Below are 25,752 nucleotides of genomic sequence, written 5' to 3' on the forward strand. Positions count from 1 at the left end.
GACACTCGGATAGGACTCCTGATGACCCAGGTGAAGCTGGATCCTGCACGTCTCGTGCAAGACGGTGATGACCTCTACAGCATCGCCACGACGCTCGACAGCGCGGTGACCACACTGCTCTCGCAGCTCAGTGGCTGCGGCGGCATGGCGGGCGACGACAACGCCGCAGAGGAATTCTGCGAGGGTTCTGAGGGATACGACCAGCTCGCCGGTCCGACGATCGACGCGGTCACCTCGCACGGCAACGCCTTGCGCATCCTCGACGCTGCGCTCTCGAACACGGCACGCGCCTACGACGCGGCGCAGAAGCCGGGTGCCGGGCTCGACCCCGAGACGGCGCGGCCGGGAGAGGCGACCGCACGCATCGACAACTCGAAGGCGAACCCGGCAGACGCACTCGGTCCGGGGTGGCCCGGTCCGCTCGGAGAGTTCCAGGAGATCCTCGAGTGGGGTCTCGCCCAGGTCGGCGTCGTCATCCCCACCGGCGACGAAGACAAGCTGCAGACCGCGGCCGACGCCTGGGGCGACTTCTCCACCAGCATCACCTCGGCCCGCACCAGTGTCACCTCGAGCTTCACGAACGCCGGTTCGGCGACGCTGCCCGGCCCGCAGAAGGCCTCGATGCTGGCCTGCCGCACGAGCATGTCGACCGGCCTCGGTGAGCTCCGACAGAGCGCCGACGCGATGGAGCAGTGGATTCGAAACTTCCGCACCCAGCTGGGTCAGATGCGCGAAGAGCTCGGCTGGTTCCTGAAGCAGATGGCGATCGAGATTGCCGCGGAGCTCGCCATCGGCGGCCTGCTCAGCATCGTCACCGTGGGTATCGGCGCGCTCGCGACGGCCGCGAAGGTCGGCCACACCGTCGTCCGCTGGTGCATCAAGATCGCCCAGCTCATCCAGAGGCTGAAGACGTTCCTCAGGGGTATCCGCGGTGTCAAGGGCATTCTGGTGCGCGGCGGCCTGCGCGCCGCGAAGGAGGGCCTGCAGGCGGGTCTCGCCTCGACCATCTCGGTCACCTACGTCAACTCCGCTCGAGCCGACGAAGAGGGCTACCAGCAGCAGAACGTCGGCACGGCGTTCGTGTCCGCGTTCGCGGGCGGTGCGATCGCCTCACCTGTTTCGCGAATCCTCGGCGGTTCAGGTGGGCCCGGCTTCAAGGCCGCTATGCGTGAGGTCGGCGCAGAATCGGTCGGCGGCGCCGCCGACGGTCTCGTGAGCTCCGGGGTCGAAGCGGGCATGAACGACACCGAGTTCAATCCGATCTCGGGCATGGTGCTGGGCGCCCTGCTCGGTGGCGGCATGACGGCCGCCGGCCGCGGCGTCAGCGCACTCAGACCTGGGTCGCACGCTGGTGCGGGCTCGGGTGTGACCGCTCCAGACGGCATTCCGACGCCCGGAGGCTCCGGCAATGGTTCGTCGAACCAAGGCGGTGGCGGCTCGGTCGACATCTCGAACGACGCGCCGCAGCCCGGCGCGGGGGATGCGGGCACCAGCGTCGGCGACGGCGGCGGTTCGGTCGATATTCCGACGGATGCCCCGATGGGCGGCGGCGGTGACGGCGGTGCTGGTGCCGGCGACGGCGGGGGATCGGTCGATATTCCGACGGATGCCCCGATGGGCGGCGGCGGTGACGGCGGTGCCGGTGCAGGCGACGGTGGCGGCTCGGTCGACATCCCGAGCAGCGGCGTCGGCGACGGCAGTGGTGTCGGTGGCGGCGACGGCGGGGGGACCCCGGCTGACAACGGTGGGACGCCTGCCGATAACGGTGGGACGCCTGCTGAGAATGGTGGGACGACTCCTGCTGACAATGGTGGAACACCTGCTGAGAACGGGACGACGCCTGCCGAGAATGGTGGGACGACGCCTGCTGAGAACGGTGGGACGACTCCTGCTGACAATGGTGGGACGCCTGCGGAGAACGGGACGACGCCTGCTGAGAACGGTGGGACGACGCCCGCTGAGAACGGTGGGACGACGCCCGCTGAGAACGGTGGGACGACGCCTGCTGAGAACGGGACGACGCCTGCTGAGAACGGGACGACGCCTGCTGACAATGGTGGAACACCTGCTGAAAACGGGACGACGCCTGCCGAGAATGGTGGGACGACGCCTGCTGACAATGGTGGAACACCTGACATCGATGCAGCGGCCGTGGACGGCGACGGCTCGAACGGCTCGGAGGCGCCGACTGCGGGTGCGGCGGGTGGCGCTTCGTCAACGGGCTCGAAGGGCGACGGCTCGAATGCCGACGCTGACAGCGGCTCGACCGACACCGACACCGATTCGACCGACACCGACACCGATTCGAACGACGCTGACACCGACTCGAGCGACGCTGACACCGACTCGAGCGACACCGATTCGACCGACGCGTCCGGTGACGGCGAGGGCACTTCGCCCGAGGCATCCGATGTCGATGGCCTGGTGGCCCCGGAAGGGATTGCCGGCGCTGCGGTTGCGGCCGGTGCTGCGGCCGTCATGATCGGCAAGCCCGGCTTCCTGCCGACGCACACTCCCGGCGGTTCGACCCCGGCTGCGCCCAAGCCTGCCGGCCCGAACGCCGACGGTTCGAGCAACTCCTCGAACGCAGGGGCGGATGGCTCGGGTGCTGACGGCTCCGGCATCGACGCCGATTCGAACGACGCGAGCACGCCCGACTCGGGCTCGAACCCCGACGATGGGGCAACGCCCGAGAACGACGGTGCGCACCAGCCCGAGGCCGATCAGGGCGGATCGAATCACAGCGACCGCACGCTCGACGAGATCGATGCTGCGCTGAACGAGATCAATCCGAACTACGACCCGTCCGACCCGGCCAACGGGTACGCGACGAACTGCGGCAACACTTCGGCCAACCTCAACGACTTCCTGAACGGCAACTCGCGCTCCGAAGCATCCACTGGAACCCTCGATGTGCCCGACATGGAAGCGCGCACCGGCAACCCGCAGACCTCGATGACTCCAGAGCAGATCGAGGCGACCCTGCGCGACATGGGTGCAGGCTCGCATTGCGTGGTCGGCATCGACCGGTCTGCCACTGATGGTCACTGGTTCAACGCCTACTTCGACGGCGATACCGTATGGTCGCTCGATGCGCAGAACGGCAGCCGCTCGCCGTGGCCTCCGGCCGAGCCGAACGCGACCAACTGGGACGCCTCGATCCAGCCCGAGCGCGTCACGAACCCCGACGGCACGAAGCCGAACGCCGTGCAGCCGGCCGCGGACGGTTCGACTCCTGACGGTTCGACTCCTGACGGTTCGACTCCTGTCGACAGCAATCGAGGAGGGTACCGTCCTCCGGCGAAGTCCCTCCGGGTCGACGCGTCCCACCCCTCCGACGGTTCGAAGGGCGGCGGCCTCACCTACAACAAGTACACGATCCCGGAGCTGACGCCCGAGATCCGTCAGCAGCTCGACGCTCTCGCTGCGCAGACCGACTCGCCGATCGTGCGCAATCAGGACGGCTCGTACTCGCTCAAGAACCCGATCGACGTCGACGCATTCGCCCGATCTGAACCGAATCACGACTGGGCAGAGTACGAGCGTCAGGTCGGACTGCAGCAGCAGGGCCTGAACGACCTGACAGTCGCCGAGTGGCAGCACAACACGCGTTTCTACGACAAGTTCAAGCGGGTTGCTCCGGGCCTTCAGACGGCGGCGATCAAGGCCCTCAAGCTGGCGGGCGTGCCCATCACGAACCCGGCCGTACTGCACGGGCCGGATCAAGTGGCGGGCGGCCGCGCAGACCGGTTCGACGGCGCGGGCGACCTCGGAATCAACAGCTCGCTCGGAAGCCAGTGGCAGCACCGCATCGACGACCTTCGGCAGGAGATCGCCGGCGCGGTCAGCGACATCGACCCGAAGCTTCACGCACACATCAAGGTGAACGTGCACCTCGGCGCCTCGGACTCGGTCGGTGGAAACCCGAACGCCACCCAGGCGACGCTCACCTCGGCGAAGCCGGTGACTGGACGGCCGGCGGGCGCGAGTGCAGCTTCGGGCGCCGGCTCGCCGTCGGGTGCTTCCGTCCCCGGTGCGACGCCCGCCTCGGGTTCGACGCCGTCGGGTGCGACGCCCGCCTCGGGTTCGACGCCGTCGGGTGCGACGCCTGTCTCGGGTGCGACGCCTGTCTCGGGTGCGACGCCTGTCTCGGGTTCGACGCCGTCCGGTGCGACGCCCGCCTCGGGTTCGACGCCGTCCGGTGCGACGCCTGTCTCGGGTTCGACCCCCTCGGGTACCGCTCCATCGAGTGCGACCGGGGGAGCGGGACAGGGAACGTCCGCACGCACCGGTGCGGACCCGGCCCCGATGTCAGGGTCGCACCCCGAATCAGGGGCCACCCCTGCCGAGTCCACCCCTCCGGCCGAGTCCACCACCCCGGCCGAGTCCACCACCCCTGCCGAGTCCACCACCCCTGCCGAATCCAGCAACGAAACGGGAACCGACAGCGAGGCGGGAACCGACAGCGCAAGCGACTCCGACTCCGCTTCCGATACCGACTCCGGTGCTGGTACCGACCCCGCTTCCGACTCCGGTTCCGACGCCGCCGATGCGGAGTCCCAGGCCGGATCCGGGCGGGAGGCCGAGTCCGCTCCGGGCGATGGCAGTTCACCGGAGTCCGCAGAGCCGCAGGTGCCCGAGACGATCCACCACCAGGTCCTCGACGACGCGTTCCCGCACATCGCGACGCCTGAGTCGCGAGTCCAGGCGATCCACATCGTCAACGGGCTGGGCGTCACGGTCGACCAAGGGCGCTTCCTGAACAACTGTCACTACGTCGTCAACGCCCTCGAGCTCCGCTTCCGTGGCTACGACGTCATCGCCAGCCCCACCGTGCAGGGTGCGGTCGTCGACGGTTCGACGGGCGCGATCAACCCGACCTTCGAGGGCCGTTTCCCGCACAGCATTGCGGCCGATTGGGTGCAGTCGGATGGCAGTCGTCGGGACTTCGAGCAGTTGGGCGACTACGAGGGCCAGACGGCGCAGGACGCGCTCGACGCACTCACCGCATCGTGGCCCGAAGGCGGCCGCGGGTTCATCGCGGGGTACTGGAAGACGGGCGGTGGACACATCTTCACCGTGGTGAAGGAAGCCGATGGCGTGAAGCTGTACGACGGCCAGGTGAATCGGTCCGACGTCTCCGGCTATCTCGACGCGATGCACTTCAACGAGACGGCCTCCGCACCGTGGAAGGACATCTCGGTCATTCGGGTCGATGATCTCGTGCCCACGAGCGAGGTGCTGAAGACCTCGAAGCCGTGGACTCAGCCGGAGTACCAGCTGCTGCTCGACTGGCGCGACGCCGCGGATCCCTCGGCACTGCCTCAGCAGATGATCGACCGCGAGTTCGCGGCGAACGAACGATGGCGCGACCGGAACAACGAGCTCATGGCCGAGCGGATCGCGATCTTGCACGACCCGGCGACGAGCCCGGCCGAGGCGATGCGGCTGCACGGCGAGATCCAGGTGCTCCACGACCAGAACCTGAGGCTCGAGGCCGGAGCGGTGCAGTTCAAGCTCGAGCTGGTCACTCCGCCCAGCAGCGCGCCTGCCGCACCGGCCACCACCCCACCGGGGGCGGCGACCAATGGGTCGGACGGAACGTATACCCGGTCGAGTATCGTGACCAACGGTCCGGGCGACGATTACGAAGATGAGCACGGCGATGCGAAGCGGGTCGGCGCGGGCCCGTCGAAGGAGCGAGACTAGGACCATGACGATCCAGGAAGCACGCCGGGCGCTCGAACAGTACTTCGTCGAGCACCCGCCCGCGATCTCGGGCGACCTCTACATCGCCGATGAGTGGTTCGAGGACGAGCAGGACTATCTGCCGGTCTGGGGTTCACGGCAGTTCTACGTCGACGGTGTCGAGGCGTACGCCCGCTGGGACAATCTCGCGATCTTCATCGACAAGCGCACGGGCGCGGTCCGCGAGGAGTTCCACACCCCGAACTTCGCGAAGATCAGTCGAATGACGTCCGTCGCAGGGACGGAGTGACGAAGATCGTTCTCGAGACAAGCACCCGGACGTTCATCGCGGAGGCCTGCGCGCTCCCGCCGGTATCGCTCGCCGCGGCCTTCGATCGCGCGGTTTCGCTGCGCCGCGCCGGTGGGAAGGAGGCGTCGCGCGCGTTGAAGCTGTCTGCGATCGACAATTCGCAGCTCGAGCATGCGGTGCGTGCGGCGCTGCTGCCGCGGGCCGACGAGCTGGATGACTTCCGGCTGGGGCTGCACTCCGACGCCAAGAGTGCCGTGGTGATCGCAGCACGGGCTGTGGAGAAGTCCGCCCAGCTGACGCCCGAGCAATACGCACTGCTCGTCACCCCGTTCGTCGAGGTCGGCCTCGACGTTCCTGCTCACGCGGGCTGAGCGAACGCGCGCATGGGGACTCCTCCCCATGTCGTTCGCCTCACGCCTCGGTAGACTCTCCGAGGCGGCTCGGCGCCGCCTATCGCATCGAGCCGATCCGTTTCAACAGTGAGCCAAAAGGCTCCGTCTGACGAAAGGGTCACGCATGACGAGGTTCCGGAGCTTCGATCCGGTCGCCCCCATCTCCGACGAGACGATCGCCGCATTCGCCGGCGCGGTCCCGGCCGAGGTCTCCGAGCTCTGGCGCACTTACGGCGCAGGTCTGGTCGGTGACGGGTACTTCCGGTTCCTCGACCCGGCGCGTGCCGCGCAGATGCTCGCCGGTGTCTTCGAGATGCCCGAGGGGGCCACGGTGCTGTTCGCCACGGCCCTCGGCGACCTCGTCGTGCACGTCAAGGGGCTGTATCTCGTCTACAAGGCTCGCTGGGGCGTGATCGACCTCATCGAGGGCGCCGACGTCGACCAGCTCGTCGCGTTGATCGAAGACCCGGCAGAGCGCGACGGCGCCTGGGAGTGGCAGCCGTACCCCGAGGCTCGCGACCGCGACGGCGTGCCCGGTTTCGAGCAGTGCTATGGCTACGTACCGCTGCTCGGCCTCGGCGGTTCGCCGGACCCGGGCAACCTTCAGCTCGGCGGTCTCTACGAGCACTTGACGACGATCGCGCAGCTCGTCGGCCAGCCGTCGGTGCGGCAGCACCTGCAGACGGCTGCAGCGCAGGGCAGCACAGCAGAGACGACAACGGATGCCTCGGACGAGAACCGGCTCGTCGCGGTCGGGCGAGCGCTGTTCGCGAAGCTCACCGACAACCCGAAACTGAACATCATCGACCTGCCCGACGGGCTCGGTGTCTGCCTCGTGCACTCGGTTCGCGGCGGCGGCAAGATCTACGTCGCGCCCGATGAAACGGTGCTGTTCGTCGGCTCGGCGGTCGACTTCGAGGCCGGCCTCGGGGCGTTCCGCGATGGGGTTCGGACCCCGCTCGAGAAGTTCGAGCTCGACCAGAACGGTGGGGGCGCCTGATGGCCGACACCCTCGAGCATCGGTGCGAGCGGCTACGTCAGCCCGTCACCGAGCTCGTCGCGACGAGTATGTCGGCGGCGTACCGCACACAAGACCTCCCCGAGCTGCTGAAGGCGATCGCGAGCGTGCGAAGCATCCTCGCCGACGACCCGTCTGGTCTGGCCGACGGGCCGTTCCTCGCCTGGCTGCCGACGGCGCTGCGCAACCTCGACAGCATGCGAGAGGCCGTCGAGGCGGGCGACGCGGCGAAGTCCTACGCGATCCTCACCGACAAGACCGACGGGTTCATCCGTCTCACGGTCGGCTGCGCCGGGTACCCCGGTTGGGATCCGGCCGGAACCTCCGCTGCGGCTTGATCGGCGAGCACGGGGCGTAGCCTCGAAGCATGGATCAGCGCACGCGCGACGCTTGGGTGATCGCCGCCTTCGCCGCGGCGCTCGATCTCGCGCTCGTCGTCTGCGCGTTCGGCTTCGTGAGTCTCCTCACGGACATCGAGGTGATCGTCGACCCCGAGGCCGGCCTGTTCGTGGCGCCGGCGGCGGTCGGGGCATCCGTCATCGCCCTGTTGCTCACCCTCGCCCAGACCCTTCGTCGACCCGCTCGGATGCTGCCGAGCCTCGCGTTCTCGGCGGTGTGGAGCTGGCTCGCCGCGGTCGTGGTCTCGGCCATCGGCTACGCGCTCGCGAGCACGGCGAACACGATGCTGGCGGCGCTCCTGTTCGGCCTCGGTTTCGGCATCGGGTGGTTCGGGTTGCTCATCCCGGCGCTGGCCGTACTGACGGCATCACTCGCCGTGCTCGTCGCGCGCGGGCGCGGTGCCGGCATGGAGCGGCCGCGGTGGCCGTGGGAGCGCGACCAAGACAACGAGTGACGGCGTCCCCTGAGCCTGTCGAAGGGGCCGCGGCGCGCCATCCGGTACCAGCATCGGTGACGAGGCACCGGCTCGGCGCTATCGTGAAGCTGATGCAGGGTTCGATCGAGGCGCGGGTGAGCCACGAGGTCGACCGGTGGCTGGCGTGGCTGCCCCGGTGGCGACCGGGCACCCACCGCGCCCGCGTGCGGCTCTGCACGCGGTGCTTCGGGTCGCCGATCCTGACCGCCGCGGGGCTCGACATCGACGTGCCGCACCCCGTGCAGCATTCCTTCTCCATGCGCATGAAGGGCATCATCGACCTCGCAGTCGACGACTACACAGCGCGAAACCTGCCGATGCTCCACCGTGAGATCAGGCTCGCCGAAGAGCGCAAGGCGCGGCGCCCGTACCGCGCTGGTGAGGGCCTCGAGCCGGAATTCCTCGGTCTCGACCTCGACCCCGAGCCGATGCCCGACCAGCCGTTCCTCTTCACCCTGAGCGGACTCGAGGCGGATGCCGCAGCCGAAGCGCTCGAGCCGGCGCCGCGCCCCTTCACGATGGAGGAGAAGGAGGCGCTCCGCGAAGAGGTGCGCCTCGCCGATGACTTCGCGAAGCAACTCGGGCGGCGCATCTGCGTCGAACTCGCCCAGCACCGCGGGCGCATCGGCGACGCCGTGACCGAGTTCGTCGAGCCGCAGGTCGAGGACCTCCTCGCCGATCTCGAGCGGGAGCTCGATTCGCCCGGGTGGCCGAGCTGACCGTTTGCCGACAGCGAACGCGGGCCCGCGGCATCCGTCCCCATTTGACCGCAAGGTTACGTGGCATTACCATGGATCGAGTGTGCGCTTTGACGCGCGCTTGAATCGTGCCCCGACATTCTGCGAAGAACAAGGCGCGCGAGGCAGGCAGCGGCAGATCGACCACGTCATGGGCACCTTCACGGGTCGCCCCCACGGCATACCCACCACAGAAACGGCGCTGCAGCTCTGCAGTGCCGGTGGGTCTGATGTGAATTCCATCAAACGCTGTCACCGTGCAGCACCAACAAGGAGAAGCAGTGCCAACGATTCAGCAGTTGGTCCGCAAGGGTCGCTCGCCGAAGGTCACCAAGACCAAGGCTCCCGCCCTGAAGGCCAACCCCCAGCAGCGCGGCGTCTGCACGCGTGTGTACACCACCACCCCGAAGAAGCCGAACTCCGCGCTCCGCAAGGTCGCCCGTGTGAAGCTCTCCAACGGCAGTGAGGTCACCGCCTACATCCCCGGCGAGGGCCACAACCTCCAGGAGCACTCGATGGTGCTCATCCGCGGCGGTCGTGTGAAAGACCTCCCGGGTGTGCGCTACAAGATCGTCCGCGGCGCGCTCGACACGCAGGCCGTGAAGAACCGCAAGCAGGGTCGCAGCAAGTACGGCGCGAAGATGGAGAAGAAGTAATGCCTCGCAAAGGACCAGCTCCCAAGCGCCCCGTCGTCGCCGACCCGGTCTACGGTTCGCCCGTCGTCAGCCAGCTCGTCAACAAGATCCTCATCGACGGCAAGAAAGACCTCGCCCAGCGCATCGTCTACGACGCCCTCGAGAACGTTGCCGAGAAGAACGGCCAAGACGCCGTCGCCACCCTCAAGAAGGCGCTCGACAACGTGCGCCCCACACTCGAGGTGCGTTCACGTCGCGTCGGCGGTTCGACCTACCAGGTCCCCGTCGAGGTCAAGCCTCACCGCGCCAACACCCTGGCTCTCCGCTGGCTCACCAGCTACGCCAAGGCCCGTCGCGAGAAGACGATGACCGAGCGTCTCACCAACGAGATCCTCGACGCCTCGAACAGCCTGGGTGCCGCGGTCAAGCGCCGCGAAGACACCCACAAGATGGCCGAGTCGAACCGCGCCTTCGCCCACTACCGCTGGTAGCAGGCAGACGGGTGCCGCGGCCGGCATCCGATCGAGCCCACTACCACTGGTAGCAGGCCGGACGGATGCCACAGCAGGATGCCGCGGCATCCGTTCACCTCATCTTTCCCCTTCCTGAATCCCCGGAGGAACACCCGTGGCACAAGACGTGCTCACCGACCTGAACAAGGTCCGCAATATCGGCATCATGGCGCACATCGATGCCGGCAAGACCACCACGACCGAGCGCATCCTGTTCTACACGGGCGTCAACCACAAGATCGGCGAGACCCACGACGGTGCCTCGACGACCGACTGGATGGAGCAGGAGAAAGAGCGCGGCATCACGATCACGTCTGCCGCCGTGACCTGCTTCTGGAACAAGAACCAGATCAACATCATCGACACCCCCGGCCACGTCGACTTCACGGTCGAGGTCGAGCGTTCGCTCCGCGTGCTCGATGGCGCCGTCGCCGTCTTCGACGGTAAAGAGGGCGTCGAGCCCCAGTCCGAGACGGTCTGGCGTCAGGCCGACAAGTACAACGTGCCGCGCATCTGCTTCGTCAACAAGATGGACAAGCTCGGCGCCGACTTCTACTTCACGGTCGACACCATCGTCAACCGCCTCGGTGCCAAGCCGCTCGTGTTGCAGCTGCCGATCGGTGCGGAGTCCTCCTTCGAGGGCGTTGTCGACCTGGTCGAGATGCGTGCACTCACCTGGCGCGGCGACGCGAAGGGTGACGTCGAGATGGGCGCCAAGTACGCCATTGAAGAGATCCCCGCCGACCTCGTCGAGAAGGCTGCGGAGTACCGCACCCTGCTGCTCGAGGCCGTCGCCGAGACCGACGACGCTCTGATGGAGCGCTACTTCGGTGGCGAAGAGCTCACGGTCGCCGAGATCAAGGCCGCCATCCGCGGCCTCACGGTCAAGAGCGAGATCTACCCGGTGCTCTGCGGTTCGGCCTTCAAGAACCGCGGTGTGCAGCCCATGCTCGACGCCGTCATCGACTACCTCCCGTCGCCGCTCGACGTGCCCGCCATCGAGGCGCACGACGCTCGCGACGAGGAGAAGGTCGTCATGCGCCACGCGGATGCTTCGGAGCCGTTCACGGCCCTCGCATTCAAGGTCGCGGTGCACCCGTTCTTCGGTCGCCTCACCTATGTGCGCGTCTACTCGGGTCGTCTCGACTCGGGTGCCCAGGTCATCAACTCGACCAAGGGCAAGAAGGAGCGCATCGGCAAGATCTTCCAGATGCACGCCAACAAGGAGATCCCCGTCGAGTCGGTGACCGCAGGCAACATCTACGCCGTCATCGGTCTCAAGGACACGACGACCGGTGACACCCTGAGCGACCCGAACAACCAAGTCGTGCTCGAGTCGATGACCTTCCCCGATCCCGTGATCGAGGTCGCGATCGAGCCGAAGACGAAGGCCGACCAGGAGAAGCTCGGCACTGCGATCCAGAAGCTCGCCGAAGAAGACCCGACGTTCCGCACCGAGCAGAACTCCGAGACGGGCCAGACGGTCATCAAGGGCATGGGCGAGCTTCACCTCGACATCCTGGTCGACCGCATGAAGCGCGAATTCAACGTCGAGGCCAACGTGGGCAAGCCCCAGGTCGCGTACCGCGAGACGATCAAGCGCGCGGTCGAGAAACACGACTACACCCACAAGAAGCAGACCGGTGGTTCCGGCCAGTTCGCGAAGATCCAGTTCGCGATCGAGCCGCTCGAGATCGAAGGCGACAAGACCTACGAGTTCGAGAACAAGGTCAGCGGTGGTCGCATCCCCCGCGAGTACATCCCCTCGGTCGACGCCGGGTTCCGCGATGCCATGCAGTACGGCATCCTCGCGGGCTACCCGATGGTCGGCGTGAAGGCGAGCCTGCTCGACGGTGCGGCCCACGACGTCGACTCCTCGGAGATGGCGTTCAAGATCGCCGGATCGATGGGCTTCAAGGAAGCCGCTCGCAAGGCGAACCCCGTGCTGCTCGAACCGCTTATGTCCGTCGAGGTCCGTACTCCTGAGGAGTACATGGGCGACGTCATCGGCGACCTGAACTCGCGTCGCGGCCAGATCCAGTCGATGGAGGATGCCGCCGGCGTGAAGGTCGTGCGTGCGCACGTCCCGCTCTCGGAGATGTTCGGATACATCGGCGACCTTCGGTCGAAGACCTCTGGTCGCGCGGTGTACTCGATGGAGTTCCAGAGCTACGCGGAGGTCCCGAAGGCTGTGGCCGACGAGATCGTCCAGAAGAACAAGGGCGAATAGTCCGAGACGCACGAACCTGCCGGTTCGCGTAACATATCAACACAACCCCCGTAGACCACCGGTCGCAATCCAGCGCCCGGGGGTTCTACACGAGTCCTGAGGAGGACCCACAGTGGCTAAGGCCAAGTTCGAGCGGACCAAGCCGCACGTCAACATCGGAACGATCGGTCACGTCGACCACGGCAAGACCACCCTCACCGCCGCGATCTCGAAGGTGCTCGCCGACAAGTACCCGTCGGCCACCAACGTGCAGCGCGACTTCGCGTCGATCGACTCCGCTCCTGAAGAGCGTCAGCGCGGCATCACGATCAACATCTCGCACGTCGAGTACGAGACGCCGAAGCGCCACTACGCGCACGTCGACGCCCCGGGTCACGCCGACTACATCAAGAACATGATCACCGGTGCTGCGCAGATGGACGGCGCGATCCTCGTGGTCGCGGCGACCGACGGCCCGATGGCTCAGACGCGTGAGCACGTGCTGCTCGCCAAGCAGGTCGGCGTGCCCTACCTGCTCGTCGCGCTCAACAAGTCCGACATGGTCGACGATGAAGAGATCCTCGAGCTCGTCGAGCTCGAGGTTCGCGAGCTGCTCTCGAGCCAGGGCTTCGACGGCGACAACGCTCCCGTCGTGCAGGTCTCGGGCCTCAAGGCGCTCGAGGGTGACGAGAAGTGGGTCAAGTCGGTTCTCGACCTCATGGACGCCGTCGACGAGTCGATCCCCGACCCGATCCGCGACAAGGACAAGCCGTTCCTCATGCCGATCGAAGACGTCTTCACGATCACCGGTCGTGGAACCGTCGTCACGGGCCGCGCCGAGCGTGGCACGCTGAAGATCAACTCCGAGGTCGAGATCGTCGGCATCCGCCCGACGCAGAAGACCACGGTCACCGGCATCGAGATGTTCCACAAGCAGCTCGACGAGGCATGGGCCGGCGAGAACTGCGGTCTGCTCCTTCGCGGCACCAAGCGCGAAGATGTGGAGCGCGGCCAGGTCGTCGTCGCCCCGGGTTCGGTCACCCCGCACACGAACTTCGACGGCACCGCGTACATCCTCTCCAAAGAAGAGGGCGGGCGTCACAACCCGTTCTACGCGAACTACCGCCCGCAGTTCTACTTCCGCACCACCGACGTCACCGGCGTCATCACGCTGCCCGAGGGCACCGAGATGGTCATGCCCGGCGACACCACCGACATGACGGTCGAGCTCATTCAGCCGATCGCCATGGAAGAGGGTCTCGGCTTCGCCATCCGTGAGGGTGGTCGCACCGTCGGCGCCGGCACGGTCACGAAGGTGCTCAAGTAACACCTTTCGCACTACGCGATCCCAACGGGGTCGGGCTTCGGGCCCGGCCCCGTTTCGCGTTCGCCCTCGCGCGAAGCGGGCGAGCGATCTACGCTGGAACAGATGGCAGCTCCCCCTCAGCCACTCGTTCGATCGACGGTTCGCCCCGAGATCCAGGCTCTCCGGGCGCTCGCCGTCGGGGCGGTGGTGCTCCATCATGGTTGGCCGGCCGTCGCGCCTGCGGGGTACATGGGTGTCGACGTCTTCTTCGTCGTCTCGGGGTTCCTCATCACCGGCCTGCTCCTCCGGGAGGCCGAGACACGCGGCAGAATCTCGCTGAGCACCTTCTACCTCCGCCGTGCTCGGCGCATTCTCCCCGCTGCCGTCGCAGTGCTGCTGGCGGTGTCCGTGCTCACGCTGCTCGTCGTTCCGCAGCGCGAGTGGCGCTCGTGGTTCCGCGAGATCGTGGCGAGCGCGCTCTACTACGAGAACTGGCAGCTGGCCATCGATTCGCAGATCCCGCGCCGGGCCGATCTGGAATCGACGCCGGTGCAGCACTTCTGGTCGCTGTCGGTCGAGGAGCAGTTCTACCTGTTCTGGCCGCTCCTCATCATCTTCGGGCTCTGGATCGCCGTGCGCAGGGGAGCGGCCTCCCGGCGCTTCGTGCTGGCCGTGCTCGGCACCGTCACCGCGGCATCCCTCGCCTACTGCGTCGTGCTCACCACTCAGAACGCGGATCTCGCCTACTTCTCGACGCTCACTCGTACGTGGGAATTCGGCGTCGGCGGCATCCTCGCCGTCGTCGCCGGGACGCCGAGTCCAGATCATGCACGCTGGCGCAGTGCGGCGTCATGGGCTGGGCTCGCGCTGATCATCGTGCCGATCGTCGCCTTCCGTTCGCACGAACTGTTCCCGGGCGTCGTCGTGCTCGTGCCGGTGGCGGGCACGTTGGCGGTGATCTGGGCGGGCATGCCGGATGTCGCGTGGTCGCCGGCCCGTCTCGCGGCAGCGGCCCCCGTGCAGTGGACGGGGGACGTGTCGTACTCGCTCTACCTCTGGCACTGGCCGATCTTCATGTTCATGCCCTACTTCACCGGTATGCCGAGCCCGCCCTGGCTCATGGTGCTGCTCGTCGCGCTCGCGTTCCTCGTCGCGGGTCTCTCGAAGCGATTCATCGAGGACCCGTTCCGCACCCCGGCGAAGGGCGCTCGCGGTCGCCCGTCGGTCGTCATCGGCGGCATCGCGGTCGTCGTCGCGGTCGTCGTCACTGCCGGCGTCGTCGCACCGAGCATGGCCGCCGAGCGTGCGGCCGCGTGCGATCGCAGCGATCGCGAGTGACGTCGGTCAGACCGCGGTTGCGTCGATCGTCGTCTCGAGGTCGATGCTCCCGTGCACGCTGCGTGCCACGGTGCAGCCGCGGTCGATCGCCTTCGCCATGATCTCGATGAGCTTCGTGCGCTCGGCCGGTTCGAGCACCGAGAGATCGACGAGCAGCTCTTCATCGACGCGAGAGTATCGGTTGTCGGCGTCGGAGGTGCCGTGCGCCCACACCGTCATCGCGAAGTCGTCACCGAGACGGCGTGCCGCGACCCGGTCGGCGCTCATGCCGGCGCAGCCGGCGAGGGCGAGCTTCAGAAGCTCGCCGGGGGTGAAGTGGCCTTCCGCCTCCTCGGGCCCGATCAGCACGGTCGAGCCGCGCTCGTTCATACCCTCGTAGGTGCGTGAACCGGTGCGCGTGACCGAGACGCTGCCCGGCCCGATCCGCTGACTCACGCGGTGCGCGTGCTCGGTCATGGGGTCTCCAGTCGTGGTCGTCAGCTCGATTCCATCACGGATGCGGCGGGCTCGAGGCATCCGTCGGCTGGAACTCGGCTGTGAACCGAGTGGGCGCGACACGCCCGGGTTGCATGGATGCCCGGACTGTGGCAAACTCGATGAGTTCAACATTTCGAACGCGCGCATGCGTGCGCGCCGATCGGATCACTGTCAGGCAGTGCATAGCCACCCGGTTCGTACAGGGGTCAGGCTAGGCCGCAGGCAGGAGAACAGACAAGCCGACAACCACAACGCAACAGGCCTGTGCCTGAACAGACACAGGTATGCCTGCGTGCGCGTCGGTGGGCACGAGGTCGGGCGTGTCGAGGGCACCGCGGCGGAGAGAATCCGCCCGGGTGGTTTCGACAGGCTCGATCAACGGCCTTTGACAGAAGAACAGTGGTGCTTCACACGGAGTAGCTACGCGGCGTCCGATGCCCTCGGAAGGGGTAAGACGCCTTGACAGAGAGAGAGTCAGCAATGGCGGGACAGAAGATCCGCATTCGACTGAAGTCGTATGACCACGAGGTCATCGACACCTCGGCGCGCAAGATCGTCGACACGGTGACCCGCGCGGGCGCCACGGTCGTCGGCCCAGTGCCGCTTCCGACGGAGAAGAACGTGGTGTGCGTCATCCGTTCGCCCCACAAGTACAAGGACAGCCGCGAGCACTTCGAGATGCGCACCCACAAGCGCCTCATCGACATCGTGGACCCGACGCCCAAGGCCGTCGACTCGCTCATGCGACTCGACCTGCCGGCCGACGTCAACATCGAGATCAAGCTCTGAGGTAACAGATGTCTTCCGCTACCAAGAACGTGAAGGGACTGCTGGGCACGAAGCTCGGCATGACCCAGGTGTGGGACGAGAACAACAAGCTCGTTCCGGTCACTGTGATCGAGATCGCCCCGAACGTGGTCACCCAGGTTCGCACCCCCGAGAAAGACGGCTACCAGGCCGTGCAGATCGCGGCGGGCGCCATCGACCCGCGCAAGGTGAACCAGCCCGCAGCCGGTCACTTCCGTGAGGCCGGCGTGACTCCGCGCCGCCACCTCACCGAGGTGCGCACCGCTGACGCCGCCTCGTACGAGCGCGGCCAAGAGCTCACCGTCGAGGCCACCTTCGAAGCCGGCCAGCTCGTCGACGTCGTCGGCACGAGCAAGGGCAAGGGTTTCGCCGGTGTCATGAAGCGCCACAACTTCAAGGGCGTCTCCGCTTCGCACGGTTCGCACCGCAACCACCGCAAGCCCGGCTCGATCGGTGCTTCCTCGACCCCCAGCCGTGTCTTCAAGGGCATGCGCATGGCCGGTCGCATGGGTGGAGAGCGCGTGACCGTGCTCAACCTCCGCGTGCACGCCGTCGACGCCGAGAAGGGCCTGCTGCTCGTCAAGGGCGCAGTTCCCGGTGCGCGCGGCCGCCTCGTTTTCGTCCGCAACGCAGTGAAGGGGGCGTAGTCCATGGCTACCGCCAACACCATTGACGTGCTCGACGCGACCGGCAAGAAGTCCGGCTCGGTCGAGCTGCCCGCCGAACTCTTCGACGTGCAGACCAACGTCCCGCTCATCCACCAGGTCGTCGTCGCCCAGCTCGCAGCAGCGCGCCAGGGTACGCACAAGACCAAGACCCGCGGCGAGGTTTCCGGCGCCGGTCGCAAGCCGTTCAAGCAGAAGGGCACCGGCCGCGCCCGTCAGGGTTCGATCCGTGCTCCTCAGATGACCGGCGGTGGCATCGTCCACGGCCCGCAGCCGCGTGACTACTCGCAGCGCACCCCCAAGAAGATGATCGCCGCGGCCCTCCTCGGTTCGCTCTCCGACCGCGCACGCGGTGGCCGCATCCACGCGGTCTCCGGTTTCGTCGCCGGCGAGACGGCGAAGACCAAGGACGCCGTCGCGCTCCTCGGAGCGATCGCTCCCGCCAAGCGCTTCCTCATCGTGCTCACGCAGGGTGAAGAGCTCGCGCAGCGCGCGGTGCGCAACATCCCGACCGTGCACGTGCTGCGCGTCGACCAGCTGAACGCCTACGACGTGCTCGTCTCCGACGACATCGTCTTCAGCACTGCCGCGCTCGAGGCCTTCGTGGCCTCCAAGGCGCCCAAGGCTGACAGCGCAGTGAAGGAAGAGGTCTCGGCATGACCGCCGCCGCGAACAACAAGGACCCGCGCGACATCATCATCGCGCCCGTCGTCTCGGAGAAGAGCTACGGCCTGATCGACGAGGGCAAGTACACGTTCATCGTGGACCCCCGCTCGAACAAGACCGAGATCAAGCTCGCGATCGAGAAGATCTTCAACGTCCAGGTGGCGTCGATCAACACCCTGAACCGTCAGGGCAAGACCCGCCGTACCCGGTTCGGCCTTGGCAAGCGCAAGGACACCAAGCGCGCGATCGTCACCCTCAAGTCCGGCTCGATCGACATCTTCACGGCTGTCGGCTAGGGAGCAGAGGAATAAGAATGGCTATTCGTAAGTACAAGCCCACGACGCCGGGTCGTCGCGGATCGTCGGTCGCCGACTTCGCGGAGATCACGCGCTCGACGCCCGAGAAGTCGCTGCTCCGCCCGCTGTCCAAGACCGGTGGTCGCAACAACCAGGGTCGCATCACGACGCGTCACATCGGTGGTGGCCACAAGCGCCAGTACCGCGTGATCGACTTCAAGCGCAACGACAAAGACGGCGTCAACGCCAAGGTCGCTCACATCGAGTACGACCCCAACCGCACGGCGCGCATCGCGCTGCTGCACTTCGTCGATGGCACCAAGCGCTACATCCTGGCTCCGAACAAGCTCGCCCAGGGCGACATCGTCGAGTCGGGCGCCGGCGCCGACATCAAGCCCGGCAACAACCTGCCGCTGAAGAACATCCCCACCGGTACCGTGATCCACGCGATCGAGCTCCGCCCCGGTGGCGGCGCGAAGATGGCCCGCTCGGCCGGTGCATCCGTTCGGCTCGTCGCGAAAGACGGCCCGTACGCCCAGCTGCGTCTGCCCTCGGGCGAGATCCGCAACGTCGATGCGCGCTGCCGCGCGACCGTCGGCGAGGTCGGCAACGCCGAGCAGTCGAACATCAACTGGGGCAAGGCCGGCCGCATGCGCTGGAAGGGCGTCCGCCCGACCGTGCGCGGTGTCGCCATGAACCCGGTCGACCACCCGCACGGTGGTGGCGAGGGCAAGACGTCCGGTGGACGTCACCCCGTCAGCCCGTGGGGCCAGAAGGAAGGCCGTACGCGCAAGCGCGATCTTCCCAGCGACAAGCTCATCGTTCGCCGTCGTAACGTCGGCAAGAAGCGCAAGTAGGAGTTGTAGAAGATGCCACGCAGTCTGAAGAAGGGCCCCTTCGTCGATGACCACCTGCTTCGCAAGGTGATCACGGCCAACGAGGCCAGCAGCAAGAACGTGATCAAGACCTGGTCGCGCCGTTCGATGATCATCCCGGCCATGCTGGGTCACACCATCGCGGTGCACGACGGTCGCAAGCACATCCCGGTGTTCGTCACCGAGACCATGGTGGGTCACAAGCTCGGCGAGTTCGCCCCCACCCGCACCTTCCGTGGACACGTGAAGGACGACAAGAAGGGCCGTCGCCGCTAAGCGGTGACGTGAAGGAGGAGAAGAAATGGTGGAGTCGATCGCACGCGTGCGACACATCCGCGTGACCCCCATGAAGGCCCGCCGCGTCGTCAACTTGATCCGCGGTAAGCAGGCACAGGAGGCACTCGCCATCCTGAAGTTCGCACCTCAGGGTGCGAGCGAGCCGGTGTACAAGCTCGTTGCCTCAGCCATCGCGAACGCTCGCGTCAAGGCCGATGCCTCGAACACCTATCTGGACGAGCAGGACCTCTACATCAGCAGCGCATTCGTCGATGAGGGCACCACCCTCAAGCGATTCCAGCCGCGTGCCCAGGGTCGTGCCTTCCGCATCAACAAGCGAACGAGCCACATCACCGTCGTGCTCGCCACGCCCGAGGAGGGTACGAAGTAATGGGTCAGAAGGTCAACCCGTACGGCTTCCGTCTCGGCATCACCACCGACCATGTGTCGCGGTGGTTCTCAGACTCGACGAAGCCAGGTCAGCGTTACGCCGACTACCTTGCAGAAGACATCAAGATCCGTCGACTGCTGCAGACGTCGCTCGATCGTGCCGGTGTCTCGCGCATCGAGATCGAGCGCACCCGTGACCGCGTTCGTGTGGACATCCACACGGCGCGTCCCGGCATCGTGATCGGCCGCCGCGGCGCCGAGGCGGAGCGCATCCGTTCCGACCTCGAGAAGCTCAGCGGCAAGCAGATTCAGCTGAACATCCTCGAGGTGAAGAACCCCGAGGCCGACGCCCAGCTCGTCGCTCAGGGTATCGCCGAGCAGCTCTCCGCTCGTGTGGCGTTCCGCCGCGCGATGCGCAAGGGCCTGCAGGGTGCTCAGCGTGCCGGAGCCAAGGGCGTCCGCATCCAGGTCTCCGGCCGCCTCGGCGGCGCCGAGATGAGCCGCTCGGAGTTCTACCGCGAAGGCCGTGTGCCCCTGCACACCCTGCGCGCGAACATCGACTACGGCTTCTACGAGGCGAAGACCACCTTCGGCCGCATCGGCGTGAAGGTCTGGATCTACAAGGGCGACATCACCAACAAGGAGCTCGCCCGCGAGCAGGCCAACCAGAAGTCGTCGCGCCCCGAGCGCAGCGACCGTCCCCGTCGTGCGCCCAAGGCGCAGGAGCCGGCGGCAGCAGGAGTTGAGGCATAACCATGTTGATTCCCCGTCGAGTCAAGTTCCGTAAGCAGCACCACCCCGGCCGTTCGGGCCACGCCACCGGTGGCACCAAGGTCACCTTCGGTGAGTACGGCATCCAGGCGTTGACCCCCGCGTACGTGACGAACCGTCAGATCGAGTCCGCTCGTATCGCGATGACGCGTCACATCAAGCGCGGCGGCAAGGTGTGGATCAACATCTACCCCGACCGTCCGCTCACGAAGAAGCCGGCCGAGACCCGCATGGGTTCCGGTAAGGGTTCACCCGAGTGGTGGGTCGCGAACGTCAAGCCGGGTCGAGTCCTCTTCGAGGTCTCCGGCGTCGACGAGCAGCTCGCTCGTGAGGCGATGACCCGTGCCATTCACAAGCTGCCCCTCAAGGCACGCATCATCAAGCGCGAGGAGGGCGACGCATAATGGCCGTCGGCACCAAAGAGCTCAGCCCCGTCGAGCTCGACACCTTTGAAGACGAGCGTCTCGTCGATGAGCTGAAGAAGGCCAAGGAAGAGCTGTTCAACCTGCGCTTCCAGTCGGCCACGGGTCAGCTCGAAAGCCATGGCCGCCTCCGCGCGGTCAAGCGCGACATCGCGCGCATCTACACGGTCATCCGCGAGCGCGAGCTCGGCATCCGGGCCACGCCCGCGCCGGTCGAGGCTCCGGTCAAGGCCGAGAAGAAGACCAAGAAGGCCAAGGCCGAGGCAACCGAGACCGCTCCGGTCGAGGATGCCGCTGCCGAAGCAGAGACGAAGGAGGCCTGATCATGGCTGAGACCAAGAAGCCAGTTGCCGGAGTCGGCACCGCGGCCGAGGTCGACACCGCGGCCGAGCTCGTCCGTGGCTACCGCAAGGTTCGTCGCGGCTACGTGACCAGCGACAAGATGGACAAGACCATCGTCGTCGAGGTCGAAGACCGCGTGAAGCACCCTCTCTACGGGAAGGTCATCCGCCGCACCTCCAAGGTGAAGGCGCATGACGAGGCGAACACCGCAGGCATCGGCGACCTCGTCGTGATCAGCGAGACCCGCCCGCTCAGCGCCACCAAGCGCTGGCGCCTGGTCGAGATCGTCGAGAAGGCCAAGTAAGCCTCGGGCTTACTTGAAAGAAGGAGTTCACAGTGCTTCAGCAGGAATCACGAGTCAAGGTCGCCGATAACACCGGCGCCAAGGTGCTGCTCACGATCCGCGTTCTCGGCGGCTCGAAGCGTCGCTACGCCGGCCTCGGCGACACGATCGTCGCCACCGTCAAAGACGCGATCCCCGGCGGCAACGTCAAGAAGGGCGATGTGGTCAAGGCCGTCATCGTCCGCACCGTCAAGGAGACCCGTCGTTCCGACGGTTCCTACATCAAGTTCGACGAGAACGCAGCGGTGATCCTCAAGAACGACGGCGACCCTCGCGGCACCCGAATCTTCGGACCCGTCGGTCGCGAGCTTCGCGACAAGAAGTTCATGAAGATCATCTCGCTGGCACCGGAGGTTATCTAACATGGCCAACATCAAGAAGGGCGACCTCGTGCAGGTCCTCTCGGGCCGCAGCCAGGCCCGCGGCGGAGACCGCGGCAAGCAGGGCAAGGTGCTCGAGGTGCTCGTCGCCGAGAACCGCGTCGTCGTGCAGGGCATCAACTTCGTGACGAAGCACGTTCGCGTCGGCCAGACCCAGCGCGGCTCGAAGACGGGTGGCATCGAGACCCAAGAGGCGCCGATCCACGTGTCGAACGTCGCGCTCGTCGACCCCGAGTCGAAGAAGCCGACCCGTGTCGGCTTCCGCAACGAGACCGTGACGAAGGACGGCGTCGAGAAGACGGTCCGCGTCCGCTACGCCAAGAAATCAGGTAAGGACCTGTAATGACCGATACGGCTACGCAGGCTGGCAAAATCCAGCCGCGACTGAAGACCAAGTACCGGGACGAGATCTCGAAGACCCTCACCGAGGAGCACGGCTACACCAACGTGCACCAGGTGCCCGGTCTCGTGAAGATCGTCGTGAACATGGGCGTCGGCGAGGCCGCGCGCGATGGCAAGGTCATCGACGGCGCGATCGCCGACCTCACCAAGATCACCGGCCAGAAGCCGCAGGTCACCAAGGCTCGCAAGTCCATCGCGCAGTTCAAGCTGCGTGAGGGCCAGCCGATCGGTGCACACGTGACGCTTCGCGGCGACCGCATGTGGGAGTTCCTCGACCGCCTGCTGTCGCTCGCTCTGCCGCGCATCCGGGACTTCCGGGGCCTGTCCGAGAAGCAGTTCGACGGCACCGGCAACTACACCTTCGGTCTCACGGAGCAGTCCGTGTTCCACGAGATCGACCAGGACAAGATCGACCGCGTCCGCGGCATGGACATCACCGTGGTGACCACTGCCAAGACCGATGATGAGGGTCGCGCGCTGCTCAGGCAGCTCGGCTTCCCCTTCAAGTCGGCCGAGTCCGCCAACTGAACCACGGATGCCGCGGGCACACGCCCGCGGCATCCGAACCGGTTCCCCGCATCCGTGGGGGCCGACACCACAGGTCACCGCTCGTGTAACGGGTGTTGAAACCTGGTGAACGTAAGGAAACACTTGTCATGACGATGACCGACCCGGTCGCTGACATGCTGACCCGTCTGCGGAACGCGAACTCCGCGCACCACGAGTCCGTGTCGATGCCCAACTCCAAGCTCAAGGGGCACATCGCCGAGATCTTGAAGAAAGAGGGCTACATCGCCGATTTCGAGCTGACCGACGCGCGAGTGGGCAAGACCCTCACGCTGCAGCTCAAGTTCGGCCCCAACCGCGAGCGTTCGATCGCGGGCATCAAGCGTGTCTCCAAGCCCGGCCTCCGCGTGTACGCGAAGTCGACGGAGCTCCCCAAGGTGCTCGGCGGTCTCGGCGTTGCCATCCTGTCCACCTCCAGCGGTCTGCTCACCGACCGCCAGGCCGAGAAGAAGGGCGTAGGCGGAGAAGTCCTCGCCTACGTGTGGTAGTTCCATGTCACGAATCGGACGACTTCCCATCGACATCCCCGCGGGCGTCGACGTCAAGGTCGACGGCCAGGCCGTCGCCGTGAAGGGCCCGAAGGGCGAGCTTTCGCTCACCGTCGCCGCCCCCATCGAGGTCAAGCTCGACGAGAACCAGGTTCTCGTCACCCGACCCGACGACGAGCGCGCTTCGCGTTCGCTGCACGGCCTCACGCGTACCCTCATCGCCAACCAGATCATCGGCGTGACCCAGGGTTACACGAAGGCACTCGAGATCGTCGGCACTGGTTACCGCGTGGCCCAGAAGGGCGGCTCCCTCGAGCTCGCGCTCGGCTTCTCGCACCCCGTCGTCGTCGAGGCGCCGGCCGGCATCACGCTGACCGTCGAGGGCAACAACAAGATCACCGTTGCCGGCATCGACAAGCAGGCCGTCGGCGAGACCGCCGCGAACATCCGCAAGATCAAGAAGCCGGAGCCCTACAAGGGCAAGGGCATCCGCTACGCCGGCGAGGTCGTGCGTCGCAAGGCCGGAAAGGCTGGTAAGTAATCATGGCCGTGAAGACCAAGACGGCTGCGCGTTCGCGCCGCCACACCCGCCTTCGCAAGAAGGTCGTCGGCACCGAGCTGCGTCCGCGCCTCGTTGTCACCCGCTCGGCCCGGCACGTCTTCGTGCAGGTCGTCGACGACGCCGCCGGCCGCACGCTGGCATCCGCGTCCACGATGGAGGCCGACCTCCGCACCCTCGACGGTGACAAGACCGCCAAGGCCAAGAAGGTCGGCGAACTCGTCGCGGAGCGCGCGAAGCAGGCCGGCATCGAGTCGGTCGTCTTCGATCGCGGCGGCAACAAGTACGCCGGTCGCGTCGCAGCGATCGCCGATGGAGCGCGAGAGGCAGGGCTCAACCTGTGAGCACCGTACCTATTGAAAATGGCACTACGAAGGAGCCCGAGGTGACTGCAGAGGCACCCGTCGAGACGGCAGCCGCTTCAGAGCCGGCCCGCAACGAGCGCGATGCTCGTCGTGGTGGCGGCGGCGGTGGCGGTCGCGACCGAAACCAGGGTGGCCGTGACCGTGGTGGCCGTGACGCAGACAAGAGCCAGTTCCTCGAGCGCGTCGTGACCATCAACCGCGTGTCGAAGGTCGTCAAGGGCGGCCGTCGCTTCAGCTTCACGGCGCTCGTCGTCGTGGGCGATGGCAACGGGCTCGTCGGCGTCGGCTACGGCAAGGCGCGCGAGGTTCCGACCGCGATCTCCAAGGGTGTCGAGGAGGCGAAGAAGAACTTCTTCCGCGTCCCCCGCGTCGGAGCGACCATCCCGCACCCCGTGCAGGGTGAGGCCGCAGCCGGCGTCGTCCTGCTGCGTCCCGCGTCCGCCGGTACCGGTGTCATCGCCGGTGGTCCGGTGCGCGCCGTGCTCGAGTGCGCCGGCATCCACGACGTGCTGAGCAAGTCGCTCGGCTCGTCGAACACCATCAACATCGTGCACGCCACGGTCGCGGCCCTGCAGCAGCTCGAAGAGCCGCGTGCGGTCGCCGCGCGTCGGGGGCTGCCCTACGACGAGGTCGCTCCGGCCCGTCTGCTGCGTGCCGAAGCCCAGGCGGCCGAGGCTGCCGCAGCATCGAAGGCAGGTGCCTGATGGCCAAGCAGCTGAAGGTGACCCAGATCAAGTCCAAGGTGAGCGAGAAGCAGTACCAGCGCGACACGCTGCGCAGCCTCGGGCTCAAGCGCATCGGCGCTTCGGTCATTCGCGAGGACACCCCGCAGAACCGCGGCTACGTGAACACCGTCGCGCACCTCGTGAAGGTTGAGGAGATTGACTAATGGCTGACGAGAAGAAGGACGTCGCCGCCGAAGCCCCCAAGAAGGCTCCGGCGAAGAAGACGGCCGACAAGCCCGCCGCCGCGAAGGCCGCCCCCAAGGCAGCCGAGAAGAAGGCCCCCGCCAAGGCTGCCGCAGCGAAGGCCGACTCGGCCGACGCTCCGAAGGCCGCGGCGAAGGCTGCGTCGGAGAAGAAGGCCCCAGCGAAGGCCGCGTCCGCCAAGACGGCCGCTGCCAAGGCGGATGTCGCGGAGAAGCGCGAGCAGGTGCTGAAGGTACACCACCTCCGCCCGGCTCCCGGCGCCAAGAAGGACAAGACCCGCGTCGGACGCGGTGAGGGTTCGAAGGGCAAGACGGCCGGTCGCGGCACCAAGGGCTCGAAGGCGCGTGGCAACATCCGCCCCGGGTTCGAGGGTGGCCAGCTTCCGTACCACATGCGTGCGCCGAAGCTGCGCGGGTTCAAGAACCCGTTCCGCGTCGAGTACCAGGTGGTCAACCTGGAGAAGCTCGCCGAGCTGTACCCGAAGGGAGGCGATGTCACCATCGCCGATCTCGTCGACAAGGGCGCCGTTCGCAAGAACGAGCGCGTCAAGGTGCTCGGCAACGGTGACATCCAGGTGAAGCTCACCGTCGCGGTCGACAAGGTCTCCGGCTCGGCCGAGCAGAAGATCGTCGCCGCTGGCGGCTCGGTCAAGTAGACCGGAAACAGCACCGATTGCTCGAGCCAGTCGGGACCTCGCGTATGATTCACGGGGG

General features: G+C 66.7%; 33 protein-coding genes. 32 read left to right on the forward strand and 1 reads right to left on the reverse strand.

Features of this window, described 5'->3' with window-relative positions:
- Positions 1-21: 21 nt before the first annotated feature.
- From AC1C2S_RS12860 to AC1C2S_RS12915, 12 genes are all read left to right on the forward strand, one after another.
- Complete coding sequence (locus AC1C2S_RS12860) at positions 22-5,709, forward strand: polymorphic toxin type 15 domain-containing protein (protein ID WP_495352913.1); 5,688 nt, start codon at positions 22-24, stop codon at positions 5,707-5,709.
- Between the two features lie 4 nt (positions 5,710-5,713).
- Entirely contained in the window at positions 5,714-5,998 is a 285-nt protein-coding gene (locus tag AC1C2S_RS12865) for a hypothetical protein (RefSeq protein ID WP_495352914.1), read from the forward strand.
- Positions 5,995-6,369: a hypothetical protein gene (locus AC1C2S_RS12870; protein ID WP_495352915.1), complete on the forward strand. Its 375-nt coding sequence runs from the start codon at positions 5,995-5,997 to the stop codon at positions 6,367-6,369. The genes AC1C2S_RS12865 and AC1C2S_RS12870 overlap by 4 nt, the downstream gene beginning before the upstream one ends.
- 145 nt (positions 6,370-6,514) lie before the next feature.
- Positions 6,515-7,390: a T6SS immunity protein Tdi1 domain-containing protein gene (locus AC1C2S_RS12875; RefSeq protein WP_495352916.1), complete on the forward strand. Its 876-nt coding sequence runs from the start codon at positions 6,515-6,517 to the stop codon at positions 7,388-7,390.
- The gene (locus tag AC1C2S_RS12880) at positions 7,390-7,746 is read left to right on the forward strand and encodes a hypothetical protein (protein ID WP_495352917.1); all 357 of its coding nucleotides are present in this window, start codon (positions 7,390-7,392) and stop codon (positions 7,744-7,746) included. Before AC1C2S_RS12875 ends, AC1C2S_RS12880 begins: the two co-directional genes overlap by 1 nt.
- Positions 7,747-7,775: 29 nt before the next feature.
- Entirely contained in the window at positions 7,776-8,261 is a 486-nt protein-coding gene (locus tag AC1C2S_RS12885) for a DUF6121 family protein (RefSeq protein WP_495352918.1), read from the forward strand.
- Positions 8,262-8,353: 92 nt separating this feature from the next.
- Entirely contained in the window at positions 8,354-9,001 is a 648-nt protein-coding gene (locus AC1C2S_RS12890) for a spermidine/putrescine ABC transporter substrate-binding protein (RefSeq protein WP_495352919.1), read from the forward strand.
- 299 nt (positions 9,002-9,300) lie between these two features.
- Positions 9,301-9,675, forward strand: a complete 375-nt coding sequence (gene rpsL, locus AC1C2S_RS12895; RefSeq protein WP_108596013.1) for a 30S ribosomal protein S12 — start codon at positions 9,301-9,303, stop codon at positions 9,673-9,675.
- Positions 9,675-10,145 (forward strand): 30S ribosomal protein S7, encoded by a 471-nt coding sequence (gene rpsG, locus AC1C2S_RS12900; protein ID WP_495352920.1) that lies wholly within the window; start codon positions 9,675-9,677, stop codon positions 10,143-10,145. Before rpsL ends, rpsG begins: the two co-directional genes overlap by 1 nt.
- 136 nt (positions 10,146-10,281) lie before the next feature.
- Positions 10,282-12,396 (forward strand): elongation factor G, encoded by a 2,115-nt coding sequence (fusA, locus tag AC1C2S_RS12905; RefSeq protein ID WP_495352921.1) that lies wholly within the window; start codon positions 10,282-10,284, stop codon positions 12,394-12,396.
- Between the two features lie 112 nt (positions 12,397-12,508).
- A complete protein-coding gene (gene tuf, locus AC1C2S_RS12910) occupies positions 12,509-13,702 on the forward strand; it encodes an elongation factor Tu (RefSeq protein WP_495352922.1) in 1,194 nt (397 codons plus the stop codon).
- Between the two features lie 102 nt (positions 13,703-13,804).
- On the forward strand, positions 13,805-15,019 hold the full coding sequence (locus AC1C2S_RS12915; protein ID WP_495352923.1) for an acyltransferase family protein: 1,215 nt from the start codon (positions 13,805-13,807) through the stop codon (positions 15,017-15,019).
- A 6-nt stretch (positions 15,020-15,025) separates the two neighbouring features.
- Here AC1C2S_RS12915 and AC1C2S_RS12920 read toward each other — a convergent pair whose 3' ends face one another.
- Positions 15,026-15,475, reverse strand: coding sequence for an OsmC family protein (locus AC1C2S_RS12920; protein WP_495352924.1), 450 nt, complete (start codon positions 15,473-15,475; stop codon positions 15,026-15,028).
- A 501-nt stretch (positions 15,476-15,976) separates the two neighbouring features.
- Between AC1C2S_RS12920 and rpsJ the strand changes: the two genes are divergently transcribed.
- From rpsJ to rplO, 20 genes are all read left to right on the forward strand, one after another.
- Positions 15,977-16,285 carry a 30S ribosomal protein S10 gene (rpsJ, locus tag AC1C2S_RS12925; RefSeq protein WP_017201594.1) on the forward strand — a complete coding sequence of 103 codons (309 nt, stop codon included), beginning with the start codon at positions 15,977-15,979 and terminating at the stop codon, positions 16,283-16,285.
- Positions 16,286-16,293: 8 nt separating this feature from the next.
- Positions 16,294-16,950 carry a 50S ribosomal protein L3 gene (gene rplC / locus AC1C2S_RS12930; protein WP_495352925.1) on the forward strand — a complete coding sequence of 219 codons (657 nt, stop codon included), beginning with the start codon at positions 16,294-16,296 and terminating at the stop codon, positions 16,948-16,950.
- Between the two features lie 3 nt (positions 16,951-16,953).
- Positions 16,954-17,628: a 50S ribosomal protein L4 gene (rplD, locus tag AC1C2S_RS12935; RefSeq protein WP_495352926.1), complete on the forward strand. Its 675-nt coding sequence runs from the start codon at positions 16,954-16,956 to the stop codon at positions 17,626-17,628.
- Positions 17,625-17,930 carry a 50S ribosomal protein L23 gene (rplW, locus tag AC1C2S_RS12940; protein WP_022893880.1) on the forward strand — a complete coding sequence of 102 codons (306 nt, stop codon included), beginning with the start codon at positions 17,625-17,627 and terminating at the stop codon, positions 17,928-17,930. The genes rplD and rplW overlap by 4 nt, the downstream gene beginning before the upstream one ends.
- Before the next feature lie 17 nt (positions 17,931-17,947).
- Positions 17,948-18,787 (forward strand): 50S ribosomal protein L2, encoded by an 840-nt coding sequence (gene rplB / locus AC1C2S_RS12945; RefSeq protein ID WP_495352927.1) that lies wholly within the window; start codon positions 17,948-17,950, stop codon positions 18,785-18,787.
- A gap of 12 nt (positions 18,788-18,799) precedes the next feature.
- On the forward strand, positions 18,800-19,081 hold the full coding sequence (gene rpsS, locus AC1C2S_RS12950) for a 30S ribosomal protein S19 (RefSeq protein ID WP_495352928.1): 282 nt from the start codon (positions 18,800-18,802) through the stop codon (positions 19,079-19,081).
- A gap of 25 nt (positions 19,082-19,106) precedes the next feature.
- Positions 19,107-19,472, forward strand: coding sequence for a 50S ribosomal protein L22 (gene rplV, locus AC1C2S_RS12955; RefSeq protein WP_495352929.1), 366 nt, complete (start codon positions 19,107-19,109; stop codon positions 19,470-19,472).
- Positions 19,472-20,224: a 30S ribosomal protein S3 gene (gene rpsC, locus AC1C2S_RS12960; RefSeq protein ID WP_495352930.1), complete on the forward strand. Its 753-nt coding sequence runs from the start codon at positions 19,472-19,474 to the stop codon at positions 20,222-20,224. Before rplV ends, rpsC begins: the two co-directional genes overlap by 1 nt.
- A gap of 2 nt (positions 20,225-20,226) precedes the next feature.
- Positions 20,227-20,646 (forward strand): 50S ribosomal protein L16, encoded by a 420-nt coding sequence (gene rplP, locus AC1C2S_RS12965; protein ID WP_495352931.1) that lies wholly within the window; start codon positions 20,227-20,229, stop codon positions 20,644-20,646.
- Positions 20,646-20,987 (forward strand): 50S ribosomal protein L29, encoded by a 342-nt coding sequence (gene rpmC / locus AC1C2S_RS12970; RefSeq protein WP_495352932.1) that lies wholly within the window; start codon positions 20,646-20,648, stop codon positions 20,985-20,987. The genes rplP and rpmC overlap by 1 nt, the downstream gene beginning before the upstream one ends.
- Positions 20,988-20,989: 2 nt before the next feature.
- On the forward strand, positions 20,990-21,310 hold the full coding sequence (gene rpsQ, locus AC1C2S_RS12975; RefSeq protein WP_495352933.1) for a 30S ribosomal protein S17: 321 nt from the start codon (positions 20,990-20,992) through the stop codon (positions 21,308-21,310).
- A gap of 32 nt (positions 21,311-21,342) precedes the next feature.
- Positions 21,343-21,711, forward strand: coding sequence for a 50S ribosomal protein L14 (gene rplN / locus AC1C2S_RS12980; protein ID WP_495352934.1), 369 nt, complete (start codon positions 21,343-21,345; stop codon positions 21,709-21,711).
- A 1-nt stretch (position 21,712) separates the two neighbouring features.
- Complete coding sequence (rplX, locus tag AC1C2S_RS12985) at positions 21,713-22,072, forward strand: 50S ribosomal protein L24 (RefSeq protein ID WP_495352935.1); 360 nt, start codon at positions 21,713-21,715, stop codon at positions 22,070-22,072.
- Complete coding sequence (rplE, locus tag AC1C2S_RS12990; RefSeq protein ID WP_495352936.1) at positions 22,072-22,659, forward strand: 50S ribosomal protein L5; 588 nt, start codon at positions 22,072-22,074, stop codon at positions 22,657-22,659. The genes rplX and rplE overlap by 1 nt, the downstream gene beginning before the upstream one ends.
- A 128-nt stretch (positions 22,660-22,787) precedes the next feature.
- Complete coding sequence (gene rpsH / locus AC1C2S_RS12995; RefSeq protein ID WP_495352937.1) at positions 22,788-23,186, forward strand: 30S ribosomal protein S8; 399 nt, start codon at positions 22,788-22,790, stop codon at positions 23,184-23,186.
- A 4-nt stretch (positions 23,187-23,190) separates the two neighbouring features.
- Positions 23,191-23,727: a 50S ribosomal protein L6 gene (gene rplF / locus AC1C2S_RS13000; RefSeq protein ID WP_495352938.1), complete on the forward strand. Its 537-nt coding sequence runs from the start codon at positions 23,191-23,193 to the stop codon at positions 23,725-23,727.
- A 2-nt stretch (positions 23,728-23,729) separates the two neighbouring features.
- Complete coding sequence (gene rplR, locus AC1C2S_RS13005; RefSeq protein ID WP_495352939.1) at positions 23,730-24,089, forward strand: 50S ribosomal protein L18; 360 nt, start codon at positions 23,730-23,732, stop codon at positions 24,087-24,089.
- Positions 24,090-24,130: 41 nt separating this feature from the next.
- Entirely contained in the window at positions 24,131-24,814 is a 684-nt protein-coding gene (rpsE, locus tag AC1C2S_RS13010; protein ID WP_495352940.1) for a 30S ribosomal protein S5, read from the forward strand.
- Positions 24,814-24,999 (forward strand): 50S ribosomal protein L30, encoded by a 186-nt coding sequence (gene rpmD, locus AC1C2S_RS13015; protein ID WP_022893865.1) that lies wholly within the window; start codon positions 24,814-24,816, stop codon positions 24,997-24,999. The genes rpsE and rpmD overlap by 1 nt, the downstream gene beginning before the upstream one ends.
- A complete protein-coding gene (gene rplO, locus AC1C2S_RS13020; protein WP_495352941.1) occupies positions 24,999-25,694 on the forward strand; it encodes a 50S ribosomal protein L15 in 696 nt (231 codons plus the stop codon). The genes rpmD and rplO overlap by 1 nt, the downstream gene beginning before the upstream one ends.
- Positions 25,695-25,752 lie beyond the last annotated feature (58 nt).

The organism is Agromyces sp. Y782 (assembly GCF_059445405.1).

Bases quoted from the DNA above. Each gene is read 5' to 3' on its own strand.
- rplV (WP_495352929.1), top strand. From the start codon at position 19,107: ATGGTGGAGTCGATCGCACGCGTGCGACACATCCGCGTGACCCCCATG.
- rplP (WP_495352931.1), top strand. From the start codon at position 20,227: ATGTTGATTCCCCGTCGAGTCAAGTTCCGTAAGCAGCACCACCCCGGC.
- rplR (WP_495352939.1), top strand. From the start codon at position 23,730: ATGGCCGTGAAGACCAAGACGGCTGCGCGTTCGCGCCGCCACACCCGC.
- rplC (WP_495352925.1), top strand. From the start codon at position 16,294: ATGTCTTCCGCTACCAAGAACGTGAAGGGACTGCTGGGCACGAAGCTC.
- rpsC (WP_495352930.1), top strand. From the start codon at position 19,472: ATGGGTCAGAAGGTCAACCCGTACGGCTTCCGTCTCGGCATCACCACC.
- rplO (WP_495352941.1), top strand. From the start codon at position 24,999: ATGGCTGACGAGAAGAAGGACGTCGCCGCCGAAGCCCCCAAGAAGGCT.
- rpsJ (WP_017201594.1), top strand. From the start codon at position 15,977: ATGGCGGGACAGAAGATCCGCATTCGACTGAAGTCGTATGACCACGAG.
- rplX (WP_495352935.1), top strand. From the start codon at position 21,713: ATGGCCAACATCAAGAAGGGCGACCTCGTGCAGGTCCTCTCGGGCCGC.
- AC1C2S_RS12915 (WP_495352923.1), top strand. From the start codon at position 13,805: ATGGCAGCTCCCCCTCAGCCACTCGTTCGATCGACGGTTCGCCCCGAG.
- AC1C2S_RS12880 (WP_495352917.1), top strand. From the start codon at position 7,390: ATGGCCGACACCCTCGAGCATCGGTGCGAGCGGCTACGTCAGCCCGTC.
- rplE (WP_495352936.1), top strand. From the start codon at position 22,072: ATGACCGATACGGCTACGCAGGCTGGCAAAATCCAGCCGCGACTGAAG.
- rpmC (WP_495352932.1), top strand. From the start codon at position 20,646: ATGGCCGTCGGCACCAAAGAGCTCAGCCCCGTCGAGCTCGACACCTTT.
- rpsG (WP_495352920.1), top strand. From the start codon at position 9,675: ATGCCTCGCAAAGGACCAGCTCCCAAGCGCCCCGTCGTCGCCGACCCG.
- rplF (WP_495352938.1), top strand. From the start codon at position 23,191: ATGTCACGAATCGGACGACTTCCCATCGACATCCCCGCGGGCGTCGAC.
- rplB (WP_495352927.1), top strand. From the start codon at position 17,948: ATGGCTATTCGTAAGTACAAGCCCACGACGCCGGGTCGTCGCGGATCG.
- AC1C2S_RS12920 (WP_495352924.1), bottom strand. From the start codon at position 15,475: ATGACCGAGCACGCGCACCGCGTGAGTCAGCGGATCGGGCCGGGCAGC.
- AC1C2S_RS12885 (WP_495352918.1), top strand. From the start codon at position 7,776: ATGGATCAGCGCACGCGCGACGCTTGGGTGATCGCCGCCTTCGCCGCG.
- AC1C2S_RS12865 (WP_495352914.1), top strand. From the start codon at position 5,714: ATGACGATCCAGGAAGCACGCCGGGCGCTCGAACAGTACTTCGTCGAG.
- AC1C2S_RS12890 (WP_495352919.1), top strand. From the start codon at position 8,354: ATGCAGGGTTCGATCGAGGCGCGGGTGAGCCACGAGGTCGACCGGTGG.
- rplD (WP_495352926.1), top strand. From the start codon at position 16,954: ATGGCTACCGCCAACACCATTGACGTGCTCGACGCGACCGGCAAGAAG.
- AC1C2S_RS12860 (WP_495352913.1), top strand. From the start codon at position 22: ATGACCCAGGTGAAGCTGGATCCTGCACGTCTCGTGCAAGACGGTGAT.
- AC1C2S_RS12875 (WP_495352916.1), top strand. From the start codon at position 6,515: ATGACGAGGTTCCGGAGCTTCGATCCGGTCGCCCCCATCTCCGACGAG.
- rpmD (WP_022893865.1), top strand. From the start codon at position 24,814: ATGGCCAAGCAGCTGAAGGTGACCCAGATCAAGTCCAAGGTGAGCGAG.
- rplW (WP_022893880.1), top strand. From the start codon at position 17,625: ATGACCGCCGCCGCGAACAACAAGGACCCGCGCGACATCATCATCGCG.
- rpsH (WP_495352937.1), top strand. From the start codon at position 22,788: ATGACGATGACCGACCCGGTCGCTGACATGCTGACCCGTCTGCGGAAC.
- rpsQ (WP_495352933.1), top strand. From the start codon at position 20,990: ATGGCTGAGACCAAGAAGCCAGTTGCCGGAGTCGGCACCGCGGCCGAG.
- rpsS (WP_495352928.1), top strand. From the start codon at position 18,800: ATGCCACGCAGTCTGAAGAAGGGCCCCTTCGTCGATGACCACCTGCTT.